This is a genomic window from uncultured Pluralibacter sp. (assembly GCF_913775985.1).
Taxonomy (GTDB): Bacteria; Pseudomonadota; Gammaproteobacteria; order Enterobacterales; family Enterobacteriaceae; genus Pluralibacter.
The window spans coordinates 1-21957 of the sequence record NZ_CAJYMB010000125.1; the positions used below are offsets into that span (position 1 = coordinate 1).

The window sequence follows — 21957 nt, forward strand, 5'->3', positions numbered from 1 at the left end:
CCCGGGTTCGGTTCTGCGCCGCCACCGCCGTGGCTTGCAGCCCCAGCGCCGACTGCGCCAGCTCCACGCCGGACTTCGACTGCTGGACCCGCAGGCGGACGCCCTGAATGCCCGGCGAATTTTGCAGGGCGCGGTTGATAAGCATCGTCAGCTGGGGATCGCCGTAGGCTTCCCACCAGCGGGCGCCGGGCCAGCCGCTGTTGGCAAGGTGGATAACCTCCGCCAGCTGAACCTGTCCGGGGTCAACGGCGCGGGTCTGGCCCGGATCGTCGCGCACCAGCGCGCAGCCGGTCAGCGCCAGGCAGCCCGCCAGCAGCGCGGCGAGTCGGGAAGAAGAGATTGTAGCTCTCATACGGTGTCAGTCCTGTGGGCGGGCGGCGCGGCGGACCACGCCGGCAGCGCGGCGAGCTTGCGCTCAAGCCGATCGTCTGCGGGAATGTCAGGCAGCGCCCGGTCGGGATAGTCGATATGGTCGGCGTAGGCATCAAGCGCGTCGGCGTCAGCGCGCAGGCGGGCCGCGTCGGAATTAAGCAGCCGCAGCCTATCCCCCTGGCGCAGGGCGATTTGCGCCAGCGCGCGGGCGCGATTCACAGGCCACCGGCGGGCGTCGGCGTGCGGATGGGCCCAGGCAAACAGCGGCTCGGCAGAGACTCTGGCCCCCAGCGCCCGGGTTTCATTGAGGGCCAGCAAGAATGGGATTTCACTCTGCCCCGGCGCGGCGCGCAGGTAACCCGCCGCCCGGCGGTAGAGGTCCGCCATGCGGGCGCGCAGCTGCGGCGCTTCGCTGTCCGGCCACAAATAGAGATGAAACAGTGACGATACCAGCACCCCGAGCAGGATGCCGATAACCCTGTCGCGCAGCTCGGTCAGGTTCGACAGCGGCCCGAACCAGCTCAGGAACGCCAGCGAGAAGGTAAACGCAATCTGGATCCCGGCGTAGGCAATGCGTTCAGATCCTGCCGCCAGCCAGGCGCCGAGGGCCATCACCGGCAGGGCCATCGCCAGCAGCCCGACGATGGATTCAACCCGGGGCTGAATAAAGACGATACAGCCGAGCGCCAGCAGGGTGGCCAGCAGCGCCCCAGCGACCCGCAGGACAGTTTTCTGCATGGTGGCCCCCAGCCCCGGCTGGGCGACAATCACGCAGCTGAGCATGATGGTGTGGATCCCCTGCCAGTCCGCGGCGGTGTAAAACAGATAGCAGACCAGAGTTGCAAGCACCGTTTTAAGCGTGAAGCGGGCATAGGCGGGATTGGTCCAGGCGTCAGGCAGCAGCAGCGGCTCTTTTTCCCGGCACTCCGGCGGCAGGCGCAGCGGCGCGCCGGCGTCCAGAGCGGCCAGCACCCCGGCGATTTCCCGGCAGGCGGCAGCGTTGACATCACTCGGCCCGTCGGGCGATGAGAGCGGGAGCAGATCGCCGCCCCGGGTAAGCACGTCGAGTGCATCCGCCAGCCGCGCGGCCTCAGGCGAAACGCTCCCGGGCCGCAGCAGAGTAGAGAGCCAGGCGCAGCGGATGGCTGCCACCATTCGCGCCTCGGCGCGGGCGGCGTCGCGGCGCATGGCCGGATTCGACAGGCAGCCGAGTTTGAACTGCAGCTGCAGCGCCGGCAGCCGGGCGGCAATCTCCTGCATGCTGACCGCATCGCCGCCGCGCAGGGCCGCGGCAGCCAGATGAAACAGTGCCCCGGTGCCGGTCTGAAACTGGCGGGCGGGAAATGCCGAGCGGAAGCAGGCGTTCACCAGCAGAGTCAGGACTACCGCGGCGTTGATGGCGGCCCACAGCCACAGCAGCAGGCGCACCAGGATCTCGCTCTGGCCGGTCATGGACGGAAAGGTCTGGGCGTAGATCAGCGCCAGCGCCACCACAAAAAACGCCAGCCCGAGCTTGCCGAGCACCCGCATCAGATAAACGGCGGCGGCAAACAGCAGCGTGGAGGCCACCAGCCGCAGCAGCGGGTAATCGTAGGTCCATTTAAAGATCAGCAGCACCAGCGCGATGGTGATGCTGATGGTGATAAAAAATACTGCCCCTACCAGGCTCATCATCACCACGTTGGGCTGGCTGACGTAAAACACCACGATCAGCGCCACTGCCAGAAACGGGATCTGCAGCGTCATGAACAGCACGATCGTCAGCGCGCAGCTGAGGGTTAACCGCAGGGTGTAGCTTCCCCTGCCCGGTGCCGGGGCCAGCTCGTCGGCCAGAAAACGGGCTATGCGCGGCATACTAGCGTGCCGCGCCTGTCGAATTGTCCGGGAGCAACACCGCGCTGGCGGAAGCGCCCATGCGGAACAGCGCGGGATCGGGATTTTTCACCAGGATCCGCACCGGGAAGCGCTGGGAGACGTGAACCCAGTTAATGCTGCGCTCAATAATCGGCAGCCCGCCCGGTAGGCTGGTACCCTGGCCGGAGACAATCCCCGCGCCCACCGAGTCCACCACGCCATCGAACGATCGGGCGTGATCGGTCATCACCGTCAGGCGGGCCGGGACGCCGGGCCGGACGGTATCCAGATCCGTTTCGCGAAAGTTCGCCACCACGTACCAGCGGTCGCGGTCTATCAGGGTAAACACCGGCTTCAGCGCCGAGACGTACTGCCCGACGGTAGTCTTAAGCCCGACCACCACGCCGTTAAAAGGCGCGCGCACTTCGGCGTGTTCCAGATTGAGTTTTGCCAGCGCCACCTGCGCTTCCAGTCCGCTGCGCTGGGCCACCATCGCATCGGTGCCGGTGACGGCGGCGGCGGCCTGGCTGGCCTGCAGCTGAGTGGCCGCCAGCTCGGCACGTGCGGCTTTCTCAGCGGTGCGCGCCTGATCCAGCTCCTCCTGAGAGGCAAAGCCTTCCGGCACCAGCGGCTCCAGCCGAACGCGCGTTGAGGTGGTTTGCTTCACCAGCGCCCGGGCCCGGGCAACGGCGGCGGAGACCGACGCGGCGTTGTACTGCTGGGCGCGAATAGTGCGGCCGGTCAGCATAATCTGCGCATCCAGCGCCGCCAGCCGGGATTCGGCGTCCGCCAGCATCGCGCGGTAGGCGCGCCCGTCGAGGCGAAACAGCAGGTCGCCTTTATTGACCTGCTGGTTCTCGCGCACGGCCAGCTCTTCAATGCGCCCGCTGACTTCCGGTACCACGTCGACGGTGTCGGCATAGACGTAAGCGTCATTGGTTTGCGGCGAGGTCTGCATCTGCCAGATAACCAGAATAAGCGCCGCGATGGCCGCGATAACCAACACCATCAGCGGCCACTTTTTACTTTTACTACCAGAGGTTGAAGAGGTCATAGTCAGGTATCAGGTAAAGAACAAAAACCAGAACAGCGCTGCGAAGAGAAACATCAGCGCAAGATAGCTAATCACCAGCGGCGAGAATCGGGGCTGCCATCCCCGGCGGGCAATCAGCAGGTGGCAGGGGATCAGCAGCAGCGCCCCGGCCAGCAGGCAGAAGAACCAGCCCGGAAAGGCGGCGCCGAGTACCGGAATCGACGGCGACAGCGTACAGCCTGCAAGGGCAGGAAAAAGGCACAGGGTGGCCGCCCGCAGCGGCGCTGGAAAACTCTTCACACAACGCGTCCTGAAACAGAGGTTATTAAAAATGGCGCAATAAAAAGCGGGTCCGTCAGCCGGCCCGCATTGATAACATAATTATACCTGTCATGCGTAAGAGTGCATGCGCGGCAGCGCGTCTAATGCGCGTTAACCACTACCCACATTGGCCCCTGCCCGACGGCATAGCGCCCTTTCTCTTCGAGCAGCCCCTGCTCGCCCTGAATTTCATACACCGCAAGGTGATGGGACTTCTGACCAACGGCCAGCAGATATTTTCCGCTGTGGTCGACGTTAAAGCCGCGCGGCTGGGTTTCGGTGGGCTGGAAGCCCTGGATCTCCAGCACGCTGCCGTCGGCAGAGACAGTGAAGATGGTGATGGTGCTGGAGGTGCGGTCGCAGGTGTACAGGTGGCGTCCGTCCGGGGTGATGTGAATATCGGCGGCCCAGCGGGTGCCGGTAAAGTCCGGCGGCATCATGTCCAGGGTCTGCACGCATTCGATGTTGCCATTTGGATCACTCAGTTCCCAGACGTTTACCGTGCTGCTCAGCTCGTTGACGCTGTAGGCATACTGTCCGTTCGGGTGGAACGCCATGTGGCGCGGGCCTGCGCCCTCGGCGGTGGTCACTTCCGCAGGGGACTGCGCCACCAGCTTGCCGTCGTCGCTTAGGGTAAACAGGCAGATGCGGTCCTGCAGCAGCGCCGGTACCCAGAGCGTGCGGTTGTCCGGGGAGATGTTTGCCGAGTGGCAGCCGTCGAGGCCGTCCACGCTGTCAACCACGCCCGTCGGGAGCCCGTCTTGCAGACGCGTAACGCTGACGCAGGCCTGATTGTAAGAGCTGCTGAACAGGAATTCGCCCCTGCGATCGGTGGAGACAAACGACGGGCTGCCGGGCAGCGGAGATTCACCCACCGGCGTCAGCGCGCCGTCGTCAGGCGCGATGCGGTAGGCGATTACCCGAAACTCCGGACGCACGCCAACGTACAGAAAGCGCTTGTCGGGGCTGATAACCATCGGCTGCACCTGGCCCGGCACGTCAACCACCTGAACCAGCGTGAGGCTGCCGTCGTGGTCCAGTCGCCAGGCGTGGATCTGCTGGCTTTCAGGACTGGCGGTATAAACAGTTTGCTTCATGAAAACTCCTTTCCTTGACTGCAGGTGAATACCCGATACCCAAATATACTCTATGCCCTCAATAATTCGAGCTGCTTGCGGGCGGCAGGTGACAAGCTTACTGGAATGCAGCCGGCGCTGCATGGCGCAATATGCCGTCTTACGCCTGTTCACCCCCTTTACTTCCCGCAGATCTCCCCGCGCGCTATTTACCGGATAGTGCTGAAAAATTTGCCTCCGGGCGCGCGGGTGTACCATCATAAACCGCTTATTTTCAACTCTTACACTGGATGTCGATATGACCGCACGCGTGATAGCACTCGATCTTGATGGCACTTTGCTGCTCCCTAACAAGACCATTCTCCCGGCTTCAGTTGAGGCCCTGTCCAAAGCCAGGCAGGCAGGCTATGAGATCCTGATTGTCACCGGGCGGCATCACGTGGCAATCCACCCTTTTTACCAGGCTCTGGCGCTGGAGACACCGGCCATTTGCTGTAACGGTGCCTACTTGTATGATTATCCGGCCAAAAAGGTGCTGGAAGGCGATCCGATGCCGGTAGACAAAGCCCGCGCGCTGCTGGATCTGCTCGACGAGCACCATATTCACGGTCTGATGTACGTGGACGACACCATGATGTACGAGCGCCCAACCGGCCACGTAACCCGCACCCAGAACTGGGCGCTGAGCCTGCCGGAAGCGCAGCGGCCCTCCTTCACCCAGGTCCCCTCCCTGAAAGAGGCCGCCGGGCAGGTTAACGCAGTGTGGAAGTTTGCCCTCGCCGAATCGGACACCGACAAGCTGCAGGTCTTTGCCGCGCAGGCTGCCGAAACGCTGGATCTCGCCTGCGAGTGGTCGTGGCACGATCAGGTGGATATCGCCCGCAAAGGCAACAGCAAGGGCTACCGGCTGGCGCGCTGGATCGAGTCCCGCGGCCTGTCGATGCAGGACGTGGTGGCATTTGGTGATAACTATAACGATATTAGCATGCTGGAAGCGGTCGGCACCGGCGTGGCGATGGGCAACGCCGATGACGCGGTAAAAGCCCGCGCCCGGGTAGTGATTGGCGATAATACGCAAAACAGCATTGCGGATTATATTTATAAAGAGCTGCTTTAACTGTTTTTACCCTAAATAATTCGAGTTGCTTGAAGGCGGCAAGTGAGAGAATCCCCGGGAGCTTACTGGAGTAAGTGACCGGGGTGAACGAGCGTAGCCAACGCCCAAGCAACTTGAAGTATGACGGGTATATTCTTTTTTAACAAACATTACTTCAATTAAGAATAAAGGGCTTCGGCCCTTTATTTATTAATATATTAAAGCCTAAACTTACCTTTACGTAATTACCAAAAGGTAAGTAAAAGATAACCACCCTCGGCATCTAATAATTCCTAAAAGTTAAAATTACGCCTTGTAATTTTCTCGACCTTAATAAAATATTAAAACTCCTGTTCTGCCAGTGGAAACTCATCATGAAAATGTTCAAGCACAGTAAAATAGTATTATCGGCTGTTGTATCCGGCGCGCTGTTCATTTCTGCCGGAGCCTGGGCGCAAAGCGATACGGCAAATAGCAGCCCGAATGCCGCACAGCATCAGCAGCGGCCATTTATTGGCGCGGGGAAAGTGGTGCAGGTCACTTTCGGCGACCGGGCCTTTAATCTCGACTTTACCAGCGATACCAGCATGACCTTTACCACCGTGGGATCCGATGCTACCGACACAGTGCAGTACACAGCGGTAGAGATCCGCCCGAAGGTGTATATGGTGTACTGGCACGAGCCGGGCAACGGCGATAACGTGACCCACATTCAGGATTACGAGCGCGGTATCGTGTACACCAACATCGCCAGCGTCGACGACAGCTTCACCCACCTGAAAGGCACGCTGAAAATTATCGGCCCCTCCGGCGGAGAGTAATAATGAAGGCATCTCTTGTTGCAGTAATAATAGCCGGCGGTCTGTTAACAAGCGGCCCGCTGCTTGCAGCCCGGCACCACGGAGAATTTAATCATCAGCAAAATAGCGCCGCGCAAAACCAGCAGAAGTTAAGAGTGGTTGAAGAACTCTATGAGGGATTCTTTAACCGCCACGATATTAGCGTAGCGAAGAAGCTGATTGCTGAAGATTATAAGCAGCATAATCCCTTTGTGGGGGATGGCCTGACGCCGTTTGTGGATTTTTTCAGCCAACATTTTAAAGATAATCCGGGCTACCGGGCCCAAATATTTCGCAGCGCGGTTAACGGCGATTTAGTGTATGTCCACGTTAAGTACCAGGACAGCGCCGAAGATCGCGGGACCGCCAGCGTCGATATTTATCGCGTCAACAACCAGGGAAAAATCACCGAGCACTGGGATGTTAACCAGCAGGTGCCGGAAGAGTCAGCGAATAATAATACGATGTTCTGAATGTCAGGGACCGCTTCGCGGTCCCTCTTTTTATCACTGCGGGAGGCTCAGATGGCAGGAGAAAAGCGGCTTTTTATCGTTCACGGCCTGATGGCGACGCCTGAGGATCACTGGTTTCAATGGCTAAAAGAGAAGGCGCAGGCGCTCGGGATGGAAACGTTTATTCCCGCCATGCCCGATTCCGACGCGCCCGATAACGCGCGCTGGCAGGCGGCGCTGGCGCAAAGCGTCGGTGACGTGGACGGCAATACGTGGTTTATCGGCCACAGCCTCGGCTGCATCAGCGTGCTGCGCTACCTGAGCCAGCGGCCTGAAGCCCAGCGCGCAGGCGGGATCGTACTGGTGTCCGGCTTCAGCGAGCCGGTGCCGGGGCTGGAAATGTTAGATAACTTTACCCGTACGCCGCTGGCGAACGTGGAAAAACTTCTGCGCATTCCGCACCGGGCGGTGGTGGCTTCACTCAACGACGAGATTGTTCCGCCCCTCTATACCGCGCGCCTGAGCCAGCAGCTGAAAGCGCCGCTATACGGCCTGCCGGACTGCGGTCACTTTCTGGATCGGGAGGGCTTCACCACCCTGCCCCTGGTGGCAGATCTGCTGGCGCAGCAGCTTAGCGCCTGACCCCGCTCAGGCGGTGATGGAGACGCTCTTAATTTGCGCCCACAGGCGAAGTCCGGGGCGCACAGCCAGATCGTCCCGGGCCCACGGACTAATACGCGCCCACAGCGTCCAGCCGCCAACATCGAGCTGTACTTCCACCTGCCCCGCATCGTCAAAGCAGGCGACCACGCTGGCGCGCAGCACGTTGCGGATGCTGGAGTCCACCGGCGGCTGCAGCACCAGCGACACGTCGGAGGCCTGAACCCGCACCCGCACGGATGCGCCCTCATCAAGGTCGAGCTTGTTGACCCACAGGTGCTGCTCGCCCAGCGCCAGGGCAGTCATCGCATAACGCGGGTGGTGCTTTAATACTGCCAGCTTCAGGATGCTGCTCTGCTGCTCCTGGGGCAGCCACGGATGCATGACGCTGCTCCCCCAGATATCTTCCAGATTGCCGAAGGCTTTCACGCTGCCGCCCTCGAGCACCAGCACTTTATCGGCCAGGTGCAGGATTTCATCCAGCGAGTGGCTGACGTAGAGCATCGGAATGTTGATCTCGCGGGCCAGCCGCTGCAGGTAGGGCAGCAGCTCGCGTTTGCGCGGGATATCCAGCGAGGCCAGTGGCTCGTCCAGCAGCAGCAGCTCCGGGGCGGTGAGCAGCGCCCGGCCGATGGCAACCCGCTGCTTCTCGCCGCCGGAGAGGCTGCCCGGCAATCTGTCGAGCAGTTCCTCAATGCCGAGCAGCGCAACCAGCTTGTCGAACTGTCCGGCCATGCTTTTTGCCATGCCGTAGCGCAGGTTACCGCGCACTTTGTAGTGCGGGAAAAGGCGCGCGTCCTGGAAAACGTAGCCAATGCGCCGCTTGTCCGGCGACAGAAAAATCTTTTTTTCGCTGTCGTTAAGCACCCGGCCGTTGAGGGCGATGCGCCCCTGCTGGGGTCGGGTCAGGCCGCTGATGGCGTTAATCAGCGACGTTTTTCCCGCGCCGGAGACGCCGAAAATGGCGGTAATGCCGGTAGCGGGTAGCGTTTCATTAATGGTCAGATTGTGCGTGCCCAGCGTCTGGCTGAAGTTGAGTTCGAGCATGGTTATCTCCCGATCCGCGCGCGGCTGAGGCGCGACAGCCATTCGGACACCAGCAGCGAGGCCAGGGCCAGTACGATGGAGATCAGGCACAGGCGCGCGGCGGCTTCTTCGCCGCCGGGGATCTGAATCAGGGTGTACATCGCCGAGGGGATAGTGCGCGTTTCGCCGGGGATGTTGGACACAAACGTAATGGTGGCGCCAAATTCGCCGAGGGAGCGGGCAAAGGCCAGCACCACGCCGACGATAATCCCCGGCAGCATCAGCGGCAGCGTGATGGTGGCAAAAACCCGCCAGCGCCCGGCGCCGAGGGTGCGGGCCGCCTGTTCGAGCTTAACATCCACGCCTTCCAGCGCCAGCCGAATCGCCCGGACCATCAGCGGAAACGACATTACCGCCGCGGCCAGCATCGCCCCGCGCCAGCTGAAGGCAAAGGTAATACCGAACCAGTCGTACAGCCAGCTGCCGACCACGCCGCGCCGCCCCATCACGATCAGCAGCAGGTAACCCACTACCACCGGTGGCAGCACCAGCGGCAGGTGGATCAGGCTGTCGAGCAGCGCCTTGCCGGGAAAATTACGCCGCACCAGCAGCCAGGCGAAGAAAATTCCGAACGGCAGGCTGCACGTCACGGCCAGAGAGGATACTTTCAGGCTCAGCAGAACCGCCTGCCATTCGGGTTCGCTCAGCAACATTAGCGGGTGGTAAATCCGTACTGTTTAAAGATGGCGCTGGCCTGGGGCCCTTTCAGGTAATCGTAAAAGGCGGTCACGGTGGCATTTTTGTGCCCGTCGACGATGGCTATCGGGTACTCCACTTTCTTGTGGGAGTCTTCCGGGAAGGTACCGACGACTTTTACGCCTTTGCTGGCGACGGCATCGGAGCCGTATACGATACCGAGCGGAGCTTCATCGCGTTCAACCAGCGCCAGCGCACCGCGCACATCTTCGGCGGGGGCAAGCTTCGGCGACAGGGTTTCCCACGCGCCCAGCTTCTGCAGCGCCTCTTTGGCGTAGATGCCGGCCGGAACGTGATCCGGGTTGCCTACCGCCAGGCGGCCGCCGTTGAGCAGGCGCGTCCAGTTGGTTTGCGCATTAATGGCTATCTCGCCGGTTGGGCTGCTTTTCGGGGCGACGACCACCAGGCTGTTGCCGAGCAGGGTTTCCCGGGTCGCGGTATCAATGGCTTTTTTGTCGACGGCGTAGTCCATCCACTTCTGGTCGGCGGAAATAAACAGATCGGCGGGCGCGCCCGCTTCAATCTGCCGCGCCAGGGTTGATGAAGAGGCGAACGACGACACCACGTCAACATGCTTCTCTTTTTTGTAGGCGCTGGCGATATCCTGCATGGCGTTAGTGAGGGAAGCGGCAGCAAAAACGGTGATTTTCGCCTCGTCGGCCAGCGCGTGGCCTGCGGCGGTCAGTAAAATCGCGGCGGCGGCGATGCGCAATACGGTACGTGACATCGGTAACTCCTGTGGATTCGTTATGTAGGATGAAATATAGCGATATCCGGCATGTTTTCCCAGCAATAAATGTGGACTTTGTGAGGTGATATCAGGAGGGAGATGAAGAACTTAACGGGGAAGAGAGATACACGCCCGGTGGTACCGGGCGCGTGACAATCAGTGATTCTGCTGCTGGCGCTTATCTTTGTGACCAACGCCGGAGAGAATGTTGAAAACTTCTCCCAAACCGTAAATCAGCCCCAGGATGATGGCCATTACGACAGGTACCATGCAGATGGCGAATACCAGACTTTTCAATAACTCGAACATGGTCAGCTCCATAGACAAAATATTCGGATTATTGTAACCGCATATTGAGAAATTACACGCCCCTTTTGTGCGATGCTCTGTGCGATAATAGCCGCTATACTCGCTCAATCTTTTCAGCAGGACATTGATATGCAAGCCGAAATCCTCCTTACGCTTAAGCTCCAGCAGCGTCTGTTCGCCGATCCCCGCCGCATCGCGCTCCTAAAGCAGGTTGACCAGACCGGCTCCATTAGCCAGGGCGCGAAAAATGCCGGCATCAGCTACAAGAGCGCCTGGGATGCGATTAACGAAATGAACCTGCTCAGCGAGCAGCCGATCGTCGATCGCGCCACCGGCGGCAAAGGCGGGGGCGGCGCAACCCTCACCCGCTACGGCCAGCGGCTGATTCAGCTTTACGATCTGCTGGCCCAGATCCAGCAGAAGGCCTTTGACGTGCTGAGCGACGATGATGCCCTGCCGCTTGATAGCCTGCTGGCAGCCATCTCCCGCTTCTCGCTGCAGACCAGCGCACGCAACCAGTGGTTCGGCACCATCACCGGACGCGATCGCCAGCAGGTGCAGGAACACGTTGAGGTGCTGCTGGCCGACGGTAAAACTCGCCTGAAAGTCGCGATTACCGCGCAGAGCGGCAACCGGCTGGGGCTTGAAGAGGGCAAAGAGGTTCTGGTGCTGCTAAAAGCGCCGTGGGTCGGCGTATCCCGGGATGCCGCTGCCGCCCGGGGCGCTGATAACCAGCTCGCCGGGACCATCACCCATATCGAGCGCGGCCCCTACCACAACGAGGTGATCATGACGCTGCCGGACGGACAGACGCTCTGCGCCACTGTTCCCGGAGAGCAGTCCGCCGATTTGCGCGAAGGGGAAGAGGCTATCGCCTGGTTTAACGCCGATCGTGCGATCCTGGCGACCCTGTGCTGACGGCTTGACTTTAAACTGCGGAACACGTATCCCTGAACCATATCGCTGCAAAAAACGGGATACCACATGTCATCATTGCAAATATCGCAAGGCACGTTTCGTCTTAGCGACACAAAAACCCTCATCATTGATGCGCTCACGCTCCAGTCCGGCGAATCGTGGGCTTTCGTCGGCAGCAACGGCAGCGGAAAATCAGCGCTGGCCAGGGCGCTGGCGGGCGAGCTGACGCTGCTGTCGGGCGCGCGGGAGAGCAGTTTCGGGCGCGTTACCCGCGTCTCGTTCGAGCAGCTGCAGAAGCTGGTCAGCGACGAGTGGCAACGCAACAACACCGATATGCTCGGGGCGGACGAGGACGACACCGGCCGCACCGCGGCAGAAATCATTCAGGAAGAGGTAAAGGACGCCGGGCGCTGCGGGGCGCTGGCCCGGCGCTTCGGCATCGACCACCTTCTGACGCGCCGCTTTAAATATCTCTCTACCGGCGAAACCCGCAAGACGCTGCTGTGCCAGGCGCTGATGGCTGAGCCGGATCTGTTGATCCTCGATGAACCTTTTGACGGGCTGGACGTGGCGTCACGGGAAACGCTGGCGGCGCTGCTGGAGAGCCTGCACGCGGAGGGCCAGACGCTGGCGCTGGTGCTTAACCGCTTCGATGAAATTCCCGACTTCGTGCAGTTTGCCGGGGTGCTGGCAGACTGCACGCTGCTGGAAACCGGCGATAAGCAGGCCTTGCTCGGGCAGGCGCTGGTAGCCCAGCTGGCGCACAGTGAGAGCCTGGCGGGTATTGCGCTGCCGGAGCCCGACGTCCCGCCTGCCCGGCTCGAGCTGGCGGCAGAGGCGCCGCGTATCGCGCTCAATCACGGTCGGGTTTCGTACAACGATAAAGCGATCATCGACGATTTAAGCTGGACCGTGCATCCCGGGGAACACTGGCAGATAACCGGCCCCAACGGCGCGGGTAAATCGACGTTACTGAGCCTGGTGACCGGCGATCATCCCCAGGGATACAGCAACGATTTAACGCTGTTCGGCCGCCGGCGCGGCAGCGGCGAAACTATCTGGGACATTAAAAAGCACATCGGCTACGTCAGCAGCAGCCTGCACCTCGACTATCGGGTCAGTACCAACGTGCGCAACGTAATCCTTTCCGGCTACTTTGACTCTATCGGCATCTATCAGGCCGTATCAGATCGTCAGCACCAGCTGGTGCAGGGCTGGCTGGAGATCCTCGGCATGGACAAGCGCACCGCCGATGCGCCGTTTCACAGCCTGTCGTGGGGGCAGCAGCGGCTGGCGCTGATTGTGCGGGCGCTGGTGAAGCACCCTACCCTGCTGATTCTGGACGAGCCGCTGCAGGGGCTGGATCCACTTAACCGGCAGCTGGTGCGCCGCTTTATTGATGTACTGATTGGCGAGGGCAACACCCAGCTGCTGTTTGTCTCCCACCACGCGGAAGATGCTCCGGACTGTATTACGCACCGGCTGGCGTTTGTACCCGCCGCGCAGGGTTACCGCTATGAGATTAGTGCGGTGAGCTGAACACGCCTCGGGAGCTGCGGCTCCCGTTTTCAGAATGCTGCACAGGAAAACTTAGTGCTTGTTTTAGCGAGATAATCTCCAGCGAAGCGGCGATAAAAAGCCAGTGTAAGCGATTACACAACTCTGCGCCATGTCACACTTTTCAGTTCTCTGTTATGCTAGCTTTATCACATATCATATGCCTGATGGAGCGAATAATGAGAGTACTGGTTACAGGTGGTAGCGGTTACATTGGAAGTCATACCTGCGTACAGCTGTTGAAACAGGGTCACGAGGTGATCATTTTCGATAACCTGTGCAACAGCAAGCGCAGCGTGCTGCCGGTTATCGAGCGCCTCAGCGGCAAAAAGCCCGCCTTCGTGGAAGGCGATATCCGCAATGAAGCTCTGATGACGGACGTGCTGCGCGAGCACGCTATCGAAACCGTGATTCACTTCGCCGGGCTGAAAGCGGTAGGAGAATCCGTCGCCAAGCCGCTGGAGTATTATGATAATAACGTTAACGGCACCCTGCGTCTGGTATCCGCCATGCGTACCGCCGGCGTTAAAAATTTCATCTTTAGCTCATCGGCCACCGTGTACGGCGACCAGCCCAAAATTCCTTATGTTGAAAGCTTCCCTACCGGCACCCCGCAGAGCCCGTACGGCAAAAGCAAGCTGATGGTTGAGCAGATCCTTGCCGATCTGCAGAAAGCCCAGCCGGAGTGGAGCATCGCTCTGCTGCGCTACTTTAACCCGGTCGGCGCGCACCCGTCGGGAGATATGGGAGAAGATCCGCAGGGTATCCCGAATAACCTGATGCCGTATATTGCCCAGGTGGCCGTGGGCCGCCGCGACTCGCTGGCGATTTTTGGCAACGACTACCCCACCGAAGACGGCACCGGCGTGCGCGACTACATCCACGTGATGGATTTGGCGGACGGCCACGTTACCGCGATGGAAAAACTGGCGGCCAAACCGGGCGTGCATATTTATAACCTCGGCGCGGGCGTTGGCAGCAGCGTGCTCGACGTGGTTAACGCCTTCAGCAAAGCCTGCGGTAAGCCGGTCAGCTACCACTTCGCCCCGCGCCGCGATGGCGATCTGCCCGCCTACTGGGCCGATGCGAGCAAAGCCGATCGCGAACTTAACTGGCGCGTCACCCGCAATCTTGACGAAATGGCCCAGGACACCTGGCACTGGCAGTCGCGCCACCCGCAGGGCTATCCGGATTAAGGATTTGTCATGACTCAATTCAATCCCGTGGATCATCCGCACCGCCGCTATAATCCACTGACGGGACAGTGGATTTTGGTATCGCCGCACCGCGCAAAGCGCCCCTGGCAGGGGGCGCAGGAGACACCCTCTCCCCAGACGCTGCCCTCTTACGATCCCGACTGCTTCCTGTGCCCGGGCAATACCCGGGTCACCGGGGATAAGAACCCGCAGTACACCGGCACCTACGTCTTTACCAATGACTTTGCCGCGCTGATGACGGATACGCCGGACGCGCCGGAAAGTAACGATCCGCTGATGCGCTGCCAGAGCGCCCGCGGTACCAGCCGGGTTATCTGCTTTTCGCCGGATCACAGCAAAACCCTGCCAGAGCTAAGCCTCGGGGCGCTGGAGGAGATTGTCAGCACCTGGCAGCAGCAGACCGCCGAGCTGGGCGCCGACTATCCCTGGGTGCAGGTGTTTGAAAACAAAGGCGCGGCGATGGGATGCTCTAACCCGCATCCCCACGGCCAGGTATGGGCCAACAGCTTCCTGCCGAACGAAATCGAACGGGAAGACCGCCTCCAGCAGGCGTACTTCGCCGAACAGGGCTCACCGATGCTGGTGGACTACGTTCAGCGCGAGCTGGCGGACGGCAGCCGCACGGTGGTGGAAACCGAACACTGGCTGGCGGTGGTACCCTACTGGGCTGCGTGGCCGTTTGAAACTCTTCTGCTGCCGAAAGTTCACGTGCTGCGCATCACCGATTTAACCGACGACCAGCGCCGCGATCTGGCGCTGGCGCTGAAAAAGCTCACCAGCCGCTACGACAACCTGTTCCAGTGCTCTTTCCCCTATTCGATGGGCTGGCACGGCGCGCCGTTTAACGGCGAGGAGAATCAGCACTGGCAGCTGCACGCACACTTTTATCCACCGCTGCTGCGCTCCGCGACGGTCCGCAAGTTTATGGTCGGCTATGAAATGCTGGCAGAAACCCAGCGTGACCTCACCGCCGAGCAGGCCGCCGAGCGGCTACGCGCCCTGAGCGACGTCCATTTTCGCGAATCCGGAGAATAAAAAAAATGAGTCTGAAAGAGAACACCCAGTCCCTGTTTGCTGAAAAATTTGGCTACCCTGCGACCCACGCGATTCAGGCCCCGGGCCGCGTTAACCTCATCGGTGAGCACACTGATTACAATGACGGCTTCGTCCTGCCCTGCGCTATCGACTACCAAACCGTTATCGCCTGCGCGCCGCGCGAGGATCGCACCGTGCGCGTGCTGGCCGCCGATTATGATAACCAGACAGACGAGTTTTCTCTCGACGCCCCCATTGTCACCCACCACAGCCAGCAGTGGTCGAACTACGTGCGCGGCGTGGTGAAACATCTGCAAAAACGCAGCGACAAGTTTGGCGGCGTGGATATGGTTATCAGCGGCAACGTGCCCCAGGGCGCCGGGCTCAGCTCGTCTGCCTCGCTGGAAGTGGCCGTTGGCACGGTATTCCAGCAGCTGTATCACCTGCCGCTGGACGGGGCGCAAATCGCCCTCAACGGTCAGGAAGCTGAAAACCAGTTCGTCGGCTGTAACTGCGGCATCATGGATCAGCTGATTTCCGCGTTGGGCAAAAAAGACAGCGCCCTGCTGATCGATTGCCGCTCGCTGGGCACGAAAGCCGTCTCCATGCCGAAAGGTGCGGCGGTGGTTATCATCAACAGCAACTTTAAGCGCACGCTGGTGGGCAGCGAATACAATACCCGCCGGGAGCAGTGCGAAACCGGTGCCCGCTTCTTCCAGCAGCCCGCCCTGCGCGACGTGACGCTGGCGGAGTTTAATGCCGTCGCCGGCGAGCTGGATCCGGTGGTGGCCAAACGGGTACGCCACATTCTGACTGAAAATGAACGCACGCTGGAAGCCGCGTCGGCGCTGGAAAAAGGCGATCTGAAACGCATGGGCGAGCTGATGGCGGCTTCCCACGCGTCAATGCGCGACGATTTCGAAATTACCGTGCCGCAGATTGATACTCTGGTAGAAATTGTCAAAGCCGTTATCGGAGACGAAGGCGGCGTGCGCATGACCGGCGGCGGCTTCGGCGGCTGTATCGTGGCGCTGGTGCCGGAAGAGAAAGTCGATTCAGTCCGGGAAGCCGTCGCCGCGCAGTATGAAGCGAAGACCGGCATTAAAGAGACGTTTTACGTGTGTAAAGCATCACAGGGAGCCGGACAGTGCTAAACGAAACGCCAACTCTCGCGCCGGACGGGCAGCCTTTCCGCGTGGTGACGCTGCGCAACCGCGGCGGTATGCTGCTCTGCGTAATGGACTGGGGCGCCACCCTGCTCTCCGCCCGCGTGCCGCTGGCCGACGGCTCGGTACGTGAAGCGCTGCTCGGCTGCGCCAGTCCGGAGCAGTATCCACAGCAAACCTCGTTTCTTGGCGCATCCATTGGCCGCTACGCGAACCGCATCGCCGGCAGCCGCTTTGATTTGAACGGCGAGCAGTATGCGCTGGCTCCGAGCCAAGGGGTGAACCAGCTGCACGGCGGCCCCGAGGGATTCGACAAGCGCCGCTGGAAAATCGAAAATCACAACGATGACAGCGTACTGTTTTCGCTGGAGTCCGACGACGGCGACCAGGGCTACCCCGGCAGCCTGCGCGCTACCGCGCGTTTTCACCTGAGCGACGACAACACTCTCAGCATTGAATATCGTGCTGAGGTGGATAAAGCCTGCCCGGTTAATCTGACCAACCACGCCTATTTTAATCTCAACGACAAGCAGAGCGACGTGCGCGAGCACCGCCTGCATATCGCCGCCGGGCAGTATTTACCGGTGGATGAAGCAGGCATTCCCCGCGCCGGGCTGAAGGCAGTGGACGGCACGAGCTTTGACTTTCGCCAGCCCAAAGCGATCGCTGCCGAATTTCTCAGCGACGACGATCAGCGTAAAACCAAAGGCTACGATCACGCCTGGCTACTGGACGCGCAGGGGGACGCAACCCGCGCCGCGGCGCAGGTGTGGTCGGACGATGGAAAACTTGCAATGAAGGTTTTTACCTCTGCTCCGGCGCTGCAGTTTTACTCCGGCAACTATCTTGCAGGCACCCCCTCCCGGGGAGACGAGCCCTACGCCGACTGGCAGGGGCTGGCGCTGGAGAGCGAGTTTTTGCCCGACAGCCCCAACCATCCCGAATGGCCGCAGCCGAGCTGCATTCTCCAGCCCGGTGAAACGTACTACAGCGTTACCCGCTATCAGTTTTTGCCGCAGTAAGTATCAAGGCCCTCGGATGAGGGTTTTTTTTCGCCCTGGTGTCGAAAATAGCGCCAGTTGCTAACAAAAACACAATGGTGCGTTCACAAGCGCCTTACGCTGCGCCGCTATTTTCGCTATGGTTAGGGATTAGCGTTGCCTGCGGCATAACCGCAGCAATATAATGATAATTGTTATCATTGAAGTAATTCAGGAGAATAAGATGGCAGTAACTAAGCTGGTACTGGTTCGCCACGGCGAAAGCCAGTGGAACAATGAAAACCGCTTCACCGGTTGGTACGACGTTGACCTGTCCGAGAAAGGCGTGAGCGAAGCAAAGGCGGCGGGCAAGCTGCTGAAGGCTGAAGGCTTTAGCTTCGACTTTGCTTATACCTCTGTGCTGAAACGTGCCATCCACACGTTGTGGAACGTCCTCGACGAGCTGGATCAGGCCTGGCTGCCGGTGGAGAAATCCTGGAAGCTGAACGAGCGCCACTACGGTGCCCTGCAGGGTCTGAACAAAGCGGAAACCGCCGAAAAATACGGCGACGAGCAGGTTAAGCAGTGGCGCCGCGGCTTTGCCGTAACGCCGCCGGAGCTGACCAAAGATGACGAACGTTATCCGGGTCACGATCCGCGCTACGCGAAGCTGACTGAGAAAGAGCTGCCGGTCACCGAAAGTCTGGCTATCTGTATCGACCGCGTGGTCCCGTACTGGAACGAAACCATCCTGCCGCGCCTGAAAAGCGGCGAGCGCGTGATCGTTGCCGCGCACGGCAACTCCCTGCGCGCGCTGGTTAAATATCTGGATCACATGAGCGAAGACGAGATCCTCGAACTGAACATCCCGACCGGCGTGCCGCTGGTGTACGAGTTCGACGAGAACTTCAAACCTATTAAGCACTACTACCTGGGTAACGCCGACGAGATCGCAGCGAAAGCCGCCGCCGTCGCGAACCAGGGTAAAGCCAAATAATCCTGCCGCAGGCGAAAAAAAAGCGTGGAAAATTCCACGCTTTTTTTCTGTCTGCCGCTAGCCGCGCCGGGCCTTAACCGCATTCGCCAGCTGGCGCAGCACCGCGTCAGTATCTTCCCAGCCAATGCAACCGTCAGTCACGCTCTGGCCGTAAACCAGCGTTTTACCGGGCTCGAGGTTTTGACTGCCTTCGACGAGGTGGCTCTCAATCATCACGCCGGTAATGGCCTTTTCGCCGGCAGCAATCTGCCCGCAGACGTCCGCGGCAACATCCATCTGCTTTTTAAACTGCTTGCTTGAGTTGGCGTGGCTGAAATCAATCATCACCTGCGCCGGCAGTCCGGCCTTGTGCAGGCCCTCTTTGACCATCGCCACGTGGTGCGCGCTGTAGTTCGGCTCTTTGCCGCCGCGCAAAATGATGTGGCAGTCGCCGTTGCCGCTGGTGTTAACGATAGCGGAATGGCCCCACTTGGTGACCGAGAGGAAGCAGTGCGGCGCGCCCGCGGCATTGATGGCATCAATCGCCACTTTAATGGTGCCGTCGGTACCGTTCTTGAAGCCTACCGGGCAGGAGAGGCCGGAGGCCAGCTCGCGGTGCACCTGCGACTCGGTGGTGCGCGCGCCGATGGCGCCCCAGCTCATCAGATCGGCAACATACTGCGGGGTGATCATATCCAGAAACTCCCCTGCCGCCGGCAGGCCGCCGTCGTTGATTTCCAGCAGCAGTTTGCGGGCAATGCGCAGGCCGTCGTTAATCTGGAAGCTGTTGTCCATGTGCGGATCGTTAATCAATCCCTTCCAGCCTACGGTGGTACGCGGCTTTTCGAAATAGACGCGCATGACGATTTCCAGCTCGCCTTTCAGCGCTTCACGCAACGGTGCAAGGCGAGCGGCGTACTCTTTTGCAGCGGCCGGATCGTGAATCGAGCACGGACCAATCACCACCAGCAGACGATCGTCCTGACCTTTGAGGATCTGGTGGATCGCTTTACGGGCGTGGGCAACGGTGTTAGCAGCGTTTTCGGTCGCGGGAAACTTTTCGAGAAGTGCAACAGGAGGCAGAAGTTCATTGATTTGTTTGATGCGTAGGTCGTCATTCTGATAATTCATGTTCTTTCCAGCTTTGCCATATTTATCCAGTGAAGTGCAATCCCTTCAATCTATCTTGGCAAAACTGAAGTGTAAACCGGATTTTACACTTCATCTGGATTATTCCTGGAAATAGCCTTAAAAGTGCCAGAATGTAGCGCCGGGAGAGATCTGGACTACAATTTTTAATTCAAAGCACTGCTTTTTATTAGATAAGCAATATTACAGCCTGCGATATGCGCATCCTGCAATATTGATGGCGGCTTATTGCCTGTTTGTCAGGCAATGCCGCGCTTTATAAAGTTAAGTAGTTCGTCACCCAACAATACCCAGGAGCATGACAATGAAAATGAATCCACTCGCGGCGCTTTTCCTGACGGCAACGCTCACAGCAGTGAGCGGTGCAGCACTGGCCTCTAACACCGGGCAGGCGAATGCGGCCGCCAATGCGGGTCAGGTTGCGCCTGATGCCAAGCAAAACATCGCGCCTAATGGCGTTGACGGCAACGATATCAATACCCAGTCCGGCAACGGCACTAAGCATCCCACCAGCTCCGCTGGCGACATGACCAAAGACGAGATCCACAAAAACACGATGTGCAAAGACGGCAAATGTCCCGACATCAATAAGAAGATGCAAACGGGTAACGGCGTCAATAATGATGCAAATACCAAAACCGACGGCACCTCGCAGTAATCTCTTCGACTGGCAGCACCTATTACAAGGAGAGCCCCGCTCTCCTTTATTTTTTCTGCATAACGCTCCCGGATCTGCAATGATGTAAGGGTTTGAATTTAACTCTTCACAGGGAACGAGTATGGCTCACTCTCACGCTCCGGCCGAAGGCGGCAACAGCCGCCGCCTGCTGCTGGCATTCCTCATTACCGCCGGCTTTATGGTTGTTGAAGTTATCGGCGGGCTTATTTCTGGTTCACTGGCGCTACTGGCCGATGCCGGCCACATGCTCACTGACGCCGCCGCGCTGCTTTTTGCCCTGCTGGCGGTGCATTTCGCCCGTCGACCACCGAACGCACGACACACTTTCGGCTGGCTGCGTCTCACCACGCTTGCCGCGTTTATTAACGCGATTGCGCTGGTGCTTATTACGGTGCTTATCGTCTGGGAGGCCATTCAGCGCTTTCGCACGCCTCAGCCCGTCGCCGGCAGCACCATGATGGTTATCGCCGTCGCCGGTCTGGTGGCCAACCTGCTTTCATTCTGGATCCTGCACCGCGGCAGCGAAGAGAAAAATCTCAACGTGCGCGCGGCCGCTCTGCACGTGATGGGAGATTTGCTGGGATCGGTGGGCGCGATTGTCGCCGCAGTGATTATTTTGCTGACCGGCTGGACGCCAATCGACCCGATTCTGTCAGTGCTGGTGTCCTGCCTGGTGCTGCGCAGCGCCTGGAGCCTGCTGAAGGAGAGCGTCAACGAGCTGCTGGAAGGTGCGCCCGGCTCGGTAGATGTTGCCGCGCTGAAGCGTGAAATACGCCGTGAGATCCCGGAAGTGCGTGACGTGCACCACGTTCACGTCTGGCAGGTGGGTGAAAAGCCGATGATGACCCTGCACGTTCAGGTCATTCCGCCGCACGATCATGACGGGATGCTCGATAAAATTCACCACTTTCTTGAAGACCGCTACCATATCGCTCACGCCACGGTGCAGATGGAGTATCAGCCCTGCAGCGGTCCGGACTGCAACATTAACAGCGTAGAGTCCGGGCACGCCCATCACCATCATCATCACTAGCGTGCGAGCGCCCGGGAGCCTCGCGTCCGGGCGCTGTTGATCCACATTCGACAGCCGTTTAAGGCAATAAACGTCAGCAGGACATACTCCAGCGCCATCGCATAAACGCCCTGCAGCGCGAAGATGGTCACGCTGATTACGTTGATGACAACCCACAGCAGCCAGTTCTCCACGTATTTGCGAGTCATCAGGATCATCGCCACGACAGAAAGCACCATCATGCAGGAATCCCAGAACGGAAAAGCGTCAGGCTGCAGCTGCGGCATGGTGACGTTGAGTCCCAGCCCCTGCATCAGGTTTACGGCGACGCGGGTCAGCGCGCCAAATACCGGGTCGATAAAGCGCGTCATCAATCCAATCGCGACCGCGCAGGCCGCAAGCCACGCCAGCGCTCTGGGCAGCGGCAGCCAGCGGATCTGCAGCGTGGCCTGATTTTCACCGCTCTGGCGCGACCAGGCGTACCAGCCGTAAACATTCGCGACAAAGAAAAAGAGCTGCAACAGCAGGCTGGCGTACAGCTGGATCTGAAAGAAGATGATGGCGAATAGCGTGACGTTGATCAGGCCGAAGGCGTAGTTGCTGATTTTCTCAAGGCTGGCCAGCCAGATGCAGAGCAGGCCGGCGACGGTGCCGACGGCCTCTATCCACGACAGATCATAACCTCCCGCGCCGAGAGGAATGTGTACCAGTATGTTTTGCGTGCTGAAGAAGTCCATTTTATCT

General features: G+C 59.7%; 23 protein-coding genes and 1 pseudogene. 13 read left to right on the top strand and 11 right to left on the bottom strand.

Annotation, left to right across the window (positions count from 1 at the left end):
- The 5 genes and pseudogenes from QZ766_RS15060 to pgl all read right to left on the bottom strand — a co-directional run.
- A pseudogene (locus QZ766_RS15060) lies at positions 1 to 352 on the bottom strand (multidrug resistance transporter); the annotation flags it as partial.
- The gene (locus tag QZ766_RS15065) at positions 349 to 2226 is read right to left on the bottom strand and encodes an FUSC family protein (RefSeq protein WP_297203303.1); all 1878 of its coding nucleotides are present in this window, start codon (positions 2224 to 2226) and stop codon (positions 349 to 351) included. The gene QZ766_RS15065 and the pseudogene QZ766_RS15060, both read right to left, overlap by 4 nt.
- Position 2227: 1 nt before the next feature.
- The gene (gene mdtN, locus QZ766_RS15070) at positions 2228 to 3280 is read right to left on the bottom strand and encodes a multidrug transporter subunit MdtN (RefSeq protein ID WP_297203305.1); all 1053 of its coding nucleotides are present in this window, start codon (positions 3278 to 3280) and stop codon (positions 2228 to 2230) included.
- A 9-nt stretch (positions 3281 to 3289) separates the two neighbouring features.
- Positions 3290 to 3559, bottom strand: a complete 270-nt coding sequence (locus QZ766_RS15075) for a YtcA family lipoprotein (protein ID WP_297203307.1) — start codon at positions 3557 to 3559, stop codon at positions 3290 to 3292.
- A gap of 122 nt (positions 3560 to 3681) precedes the next feature.
- Complete coding sequence (pgl, locus tag QZ766_RS15080) at positions 3682 to 4677, bottom strand: 6-phosphogluconolactonase (protein ID WP_297203309.1); 996 nt, start codon at positions 4675 to 4677, stop codon at positions 3682 to 3684.
- Positions 4678 to 4954: 277 nt separating this feature from the next.
- Here pgl and QZ766_RS15085 point away from each other — a divergent pair, with 277 nt between their 5' ends.
- The 4 genes from QZ766_RS15085 to QZ766_RS15100 all read left to right on the top strand — a co-directional run bounded on the left by QZ766_RS15085 (position 4955) and on the right by QZ766_RS15100 (position 7685).
- Complete coding sequence (locus QZ766_RS15085) at positions 4955 to 5773, top strand: pyridoxal phosphatase (RefSeq protein ID WP_297203311.1); 819 nt, start codon at positions 4955 to 4957, stop codon at positions 5771 to 5773.
- A 353-nt stretch (positions 5774 to 6126) separates the two neighbouring features.
- Positions 6127 to 6573, top strand: a complete 447-nt coding sequence (locus QZ766_RS15090; protein ID WP_297203313.1) for a MoaF N-terminal domain-containing protein — start codon at positions 6127 to 6129, stop codon at positions 6571 to 6573.
- A 2-nt stretch (positions 6574 to 6575) separates the two neighbouring features.
- A complete protein-coding gene (locus QZ766_RS15095) occupies positions 6576 to 7064 on the top strand; it encodes a nuclear transport factor 2 family protein (RefSeq protein WP_297203315.1) in 489 nt (162 codons plus the stop codon).
- Between the two features lie 51 nt (positions 7065 to 7115).
- A complete protein-coding gene (locus QZ766_RS15100) occupies positions 7116 to 7685 on the top strand; it encodes an alpha/beta hydrolase (RefSeq protein ID WP_297203317.1) in 570 nt (189 codons plus the stop codon).
- A gap of 6 nt (positions 7686 to 7691) precedes the next feature.
- Here QZ766_RS15100 and modC read toward each other — a convergent pair whose 3' ends face one another.
- From modC to QZ766_RS15120, 4 genes are all read right to left on the bottom strand, one after another.
- A complete protein-coding gene (modC, locus tag QZ766_RS15105; RefSeq protein WP_297203430.1) occupies positions 7692 to 8750 on the bottom strand; it encodes a molybdenum ABC transporter ATP-binding protein ModC in 1059 nt (352 codons plus the stop codon).
- Between the two features lie 2 nt (positions 8751 to 8752).
- A complete protein-coding gene (modB, locus tag QZ766_RS15110; protein WP_297203319.1) occupies positions 8753 to 9442 on the bottom strand; it encodes a molybdate ABC transporter permease subunit in 690 nt (229 codons plus the stop codon).
- Positions 9442 to 10212, bottom strand: coding sequence for a molybdate ABC transporter substrate-binding protein (modA, locus tag QZ766_RS15115; protein WP_297203321.1), 771 nt, complete (start codon positions 10210 to 10212; stop codon positions 9442 to 9444). Before modA ends, modB begins: the two co-directional genes overlap by 1 nt.
- A gap of 159 nt (positions 10213 to 10371) precedes the next feature.
- Entirely contained in the window at positions 10372 to 10524 is a 153-nt protein-coding gene (locus QZ766_RS15120; RefSeq protein ID WP_297203323.1) for an AcrZ family multidrug efflux pump-associated protein, read from the bottom strand.
- A gap of 129 nt (positions 10525 to 10653) precedes the next feature.
- Here QZ766_RS15120 and modE point away from each other — a divergent pair, with 129 nt between their 5' ends.
- The 7 genes from modE (at position 10654) to gpmA (ending at position 18394) form a co-directional block, all read left to right on the top strand.
- On the top strand, positions 10654 to 11442 hold the full coding sequence (gene modE, locus QZ766_RS15125) for a molybdenum-dependent transcriptional regulator (RefSeq protein WP_297203325.1): 789 nt from the start codon (positions 10654 to 10656) through the stop codon (positions 11440 to 11442).
- 66 nt (positions 11443 to 11508) lie between these two features.
- Complete coding sequence (gene modF / locus QZ766_RS15130) at positions 11509 to 12981, top strand: molybdate ABC transporter ATP-binding protein ModF (protein WP_297203328.1); 1473 nt, start codon at positions 11509 to 11511, stop codon at positions 12979 to 12981.
- Between the two features lie 197 nt (positions 12982 to 13178).
- Positions 13179 to 14195, top strand: a complete 1017-nt coding sequence (galE, locus tag QZ766_RS15135) for a UDP-glucose 4-epimerase GalE (protein ID WP_297203329.1) — start codon at positions 13179 to 13181, stop codon at positions 14193 to 14195.
- Positions 14196 to 14204: 9 nt separating this feature from the next.
- Complete coding sequence (gene galT / locus QZ766_RS15140; RefSeq protein ID WP_297203331.1) at positions 14205 to 15251, top strand: galactose-1-phosphate uridylyltransferase; 1047 nt, start codon at positions 14205 to 14207, stop codon at positions 15249 to 15251.
- 5 nt (positions 15252 to 15256) lie between these two features.
- Entirely contained in the window at positions 15257 to 16405 is a 1149-nt protein-coding gene (gene galK, locus QZ766_RS15145) for a galactokinase (RefSeq protein ID WP_297203333.1), read from the top strand.
- Positions 16399 to 17439 carry a galactose-1-epimerase gene (gene galM / locus QZ766_RS15150; protein ID WP_297203335.1) on the top strand — a complete coding sequence of 347 codons (1041 nt, stop codon included), beginning with the start codon at positions 16399 to 16401 and terminating at the stop codon, positions 17437 to 17439. Before galK ends, galM begins: the two co-directional genes overlap by 7 nt.
- A 202-nt stretch (positions 17440 to 17641) precedes the next feature.
- Positions 17642 to 18394, top strand: coding sequence for a 2,3-diphosphoglycerate-dependent phosphoglycerate mutase (gpmA, locus tag QZ766_RS15155; RefSeq protein ID WP_297203337.1), 753 nt, complete (start codon positions 17642 to 17644; stop codon positions 18392 to 18394).
- A 57-nt stretch (positions 18395 to 18451) separates the two neighbouring features.
- Here the strand turns inward: gpmA and aroG are convergent, their stop codons facing one another.
- Complete coding sequence (aroG, locus tag QZ766_RS15160; protein WP_297203339.1) at positions 18452 to 19504, bottom strand: 3-deoxy-7-phosphoheptulonate synthase AroG; 1053 nt, start codon at positions 19502 to 19504, stop codon at positions 18452 to 18454.
- Between the two features lie 322 nt (positions 19505 to 19826).
- Between aroG and QZ766_RS15165 the strand changes: the two genes are divergently transcribed.
- Both QZ766_RS15165 and zitB read left to right on the top strand, forming a co-directional pair.
- Entirely contained in the window at positions 19827 to 20180 is a 354-nt protein-coding gene (locus QZ766_RS15165) for a YbgS-like family protein (protein ID WP_297203341.1), read from the top strand.
- Positions 20181 to 20301: 121 nt separating this feature from the next.
- Positions 20302 to 21234, top strand: a complete 933-nt coding sequence (gene zitB / locus QZ766_RS15170) for a CDF family zinc transporter ZitB (protein ID WP_297203343.1) — start codon at positions 20302 to 20304, stop codon at positions 21232 to 21234.
- Here the strand turns inward: zitB and pnuC are convergent.
- Positions 21231 to 21950, bottom strand: coding sequence for a nicotinamide riboside transporter PnuC (gene pnuC / locus QZ766_RS15175; RefSeq protein WP_297203345.1), 720 nt, complete (start codon positions 21948 to 21950; stop codon positions 21231 to 21233). The genes zitB and pnuC overlap by 4 nt on opposite strands.
- Positions 21951 to 21957: the final 7 nt, after the last annotated feature.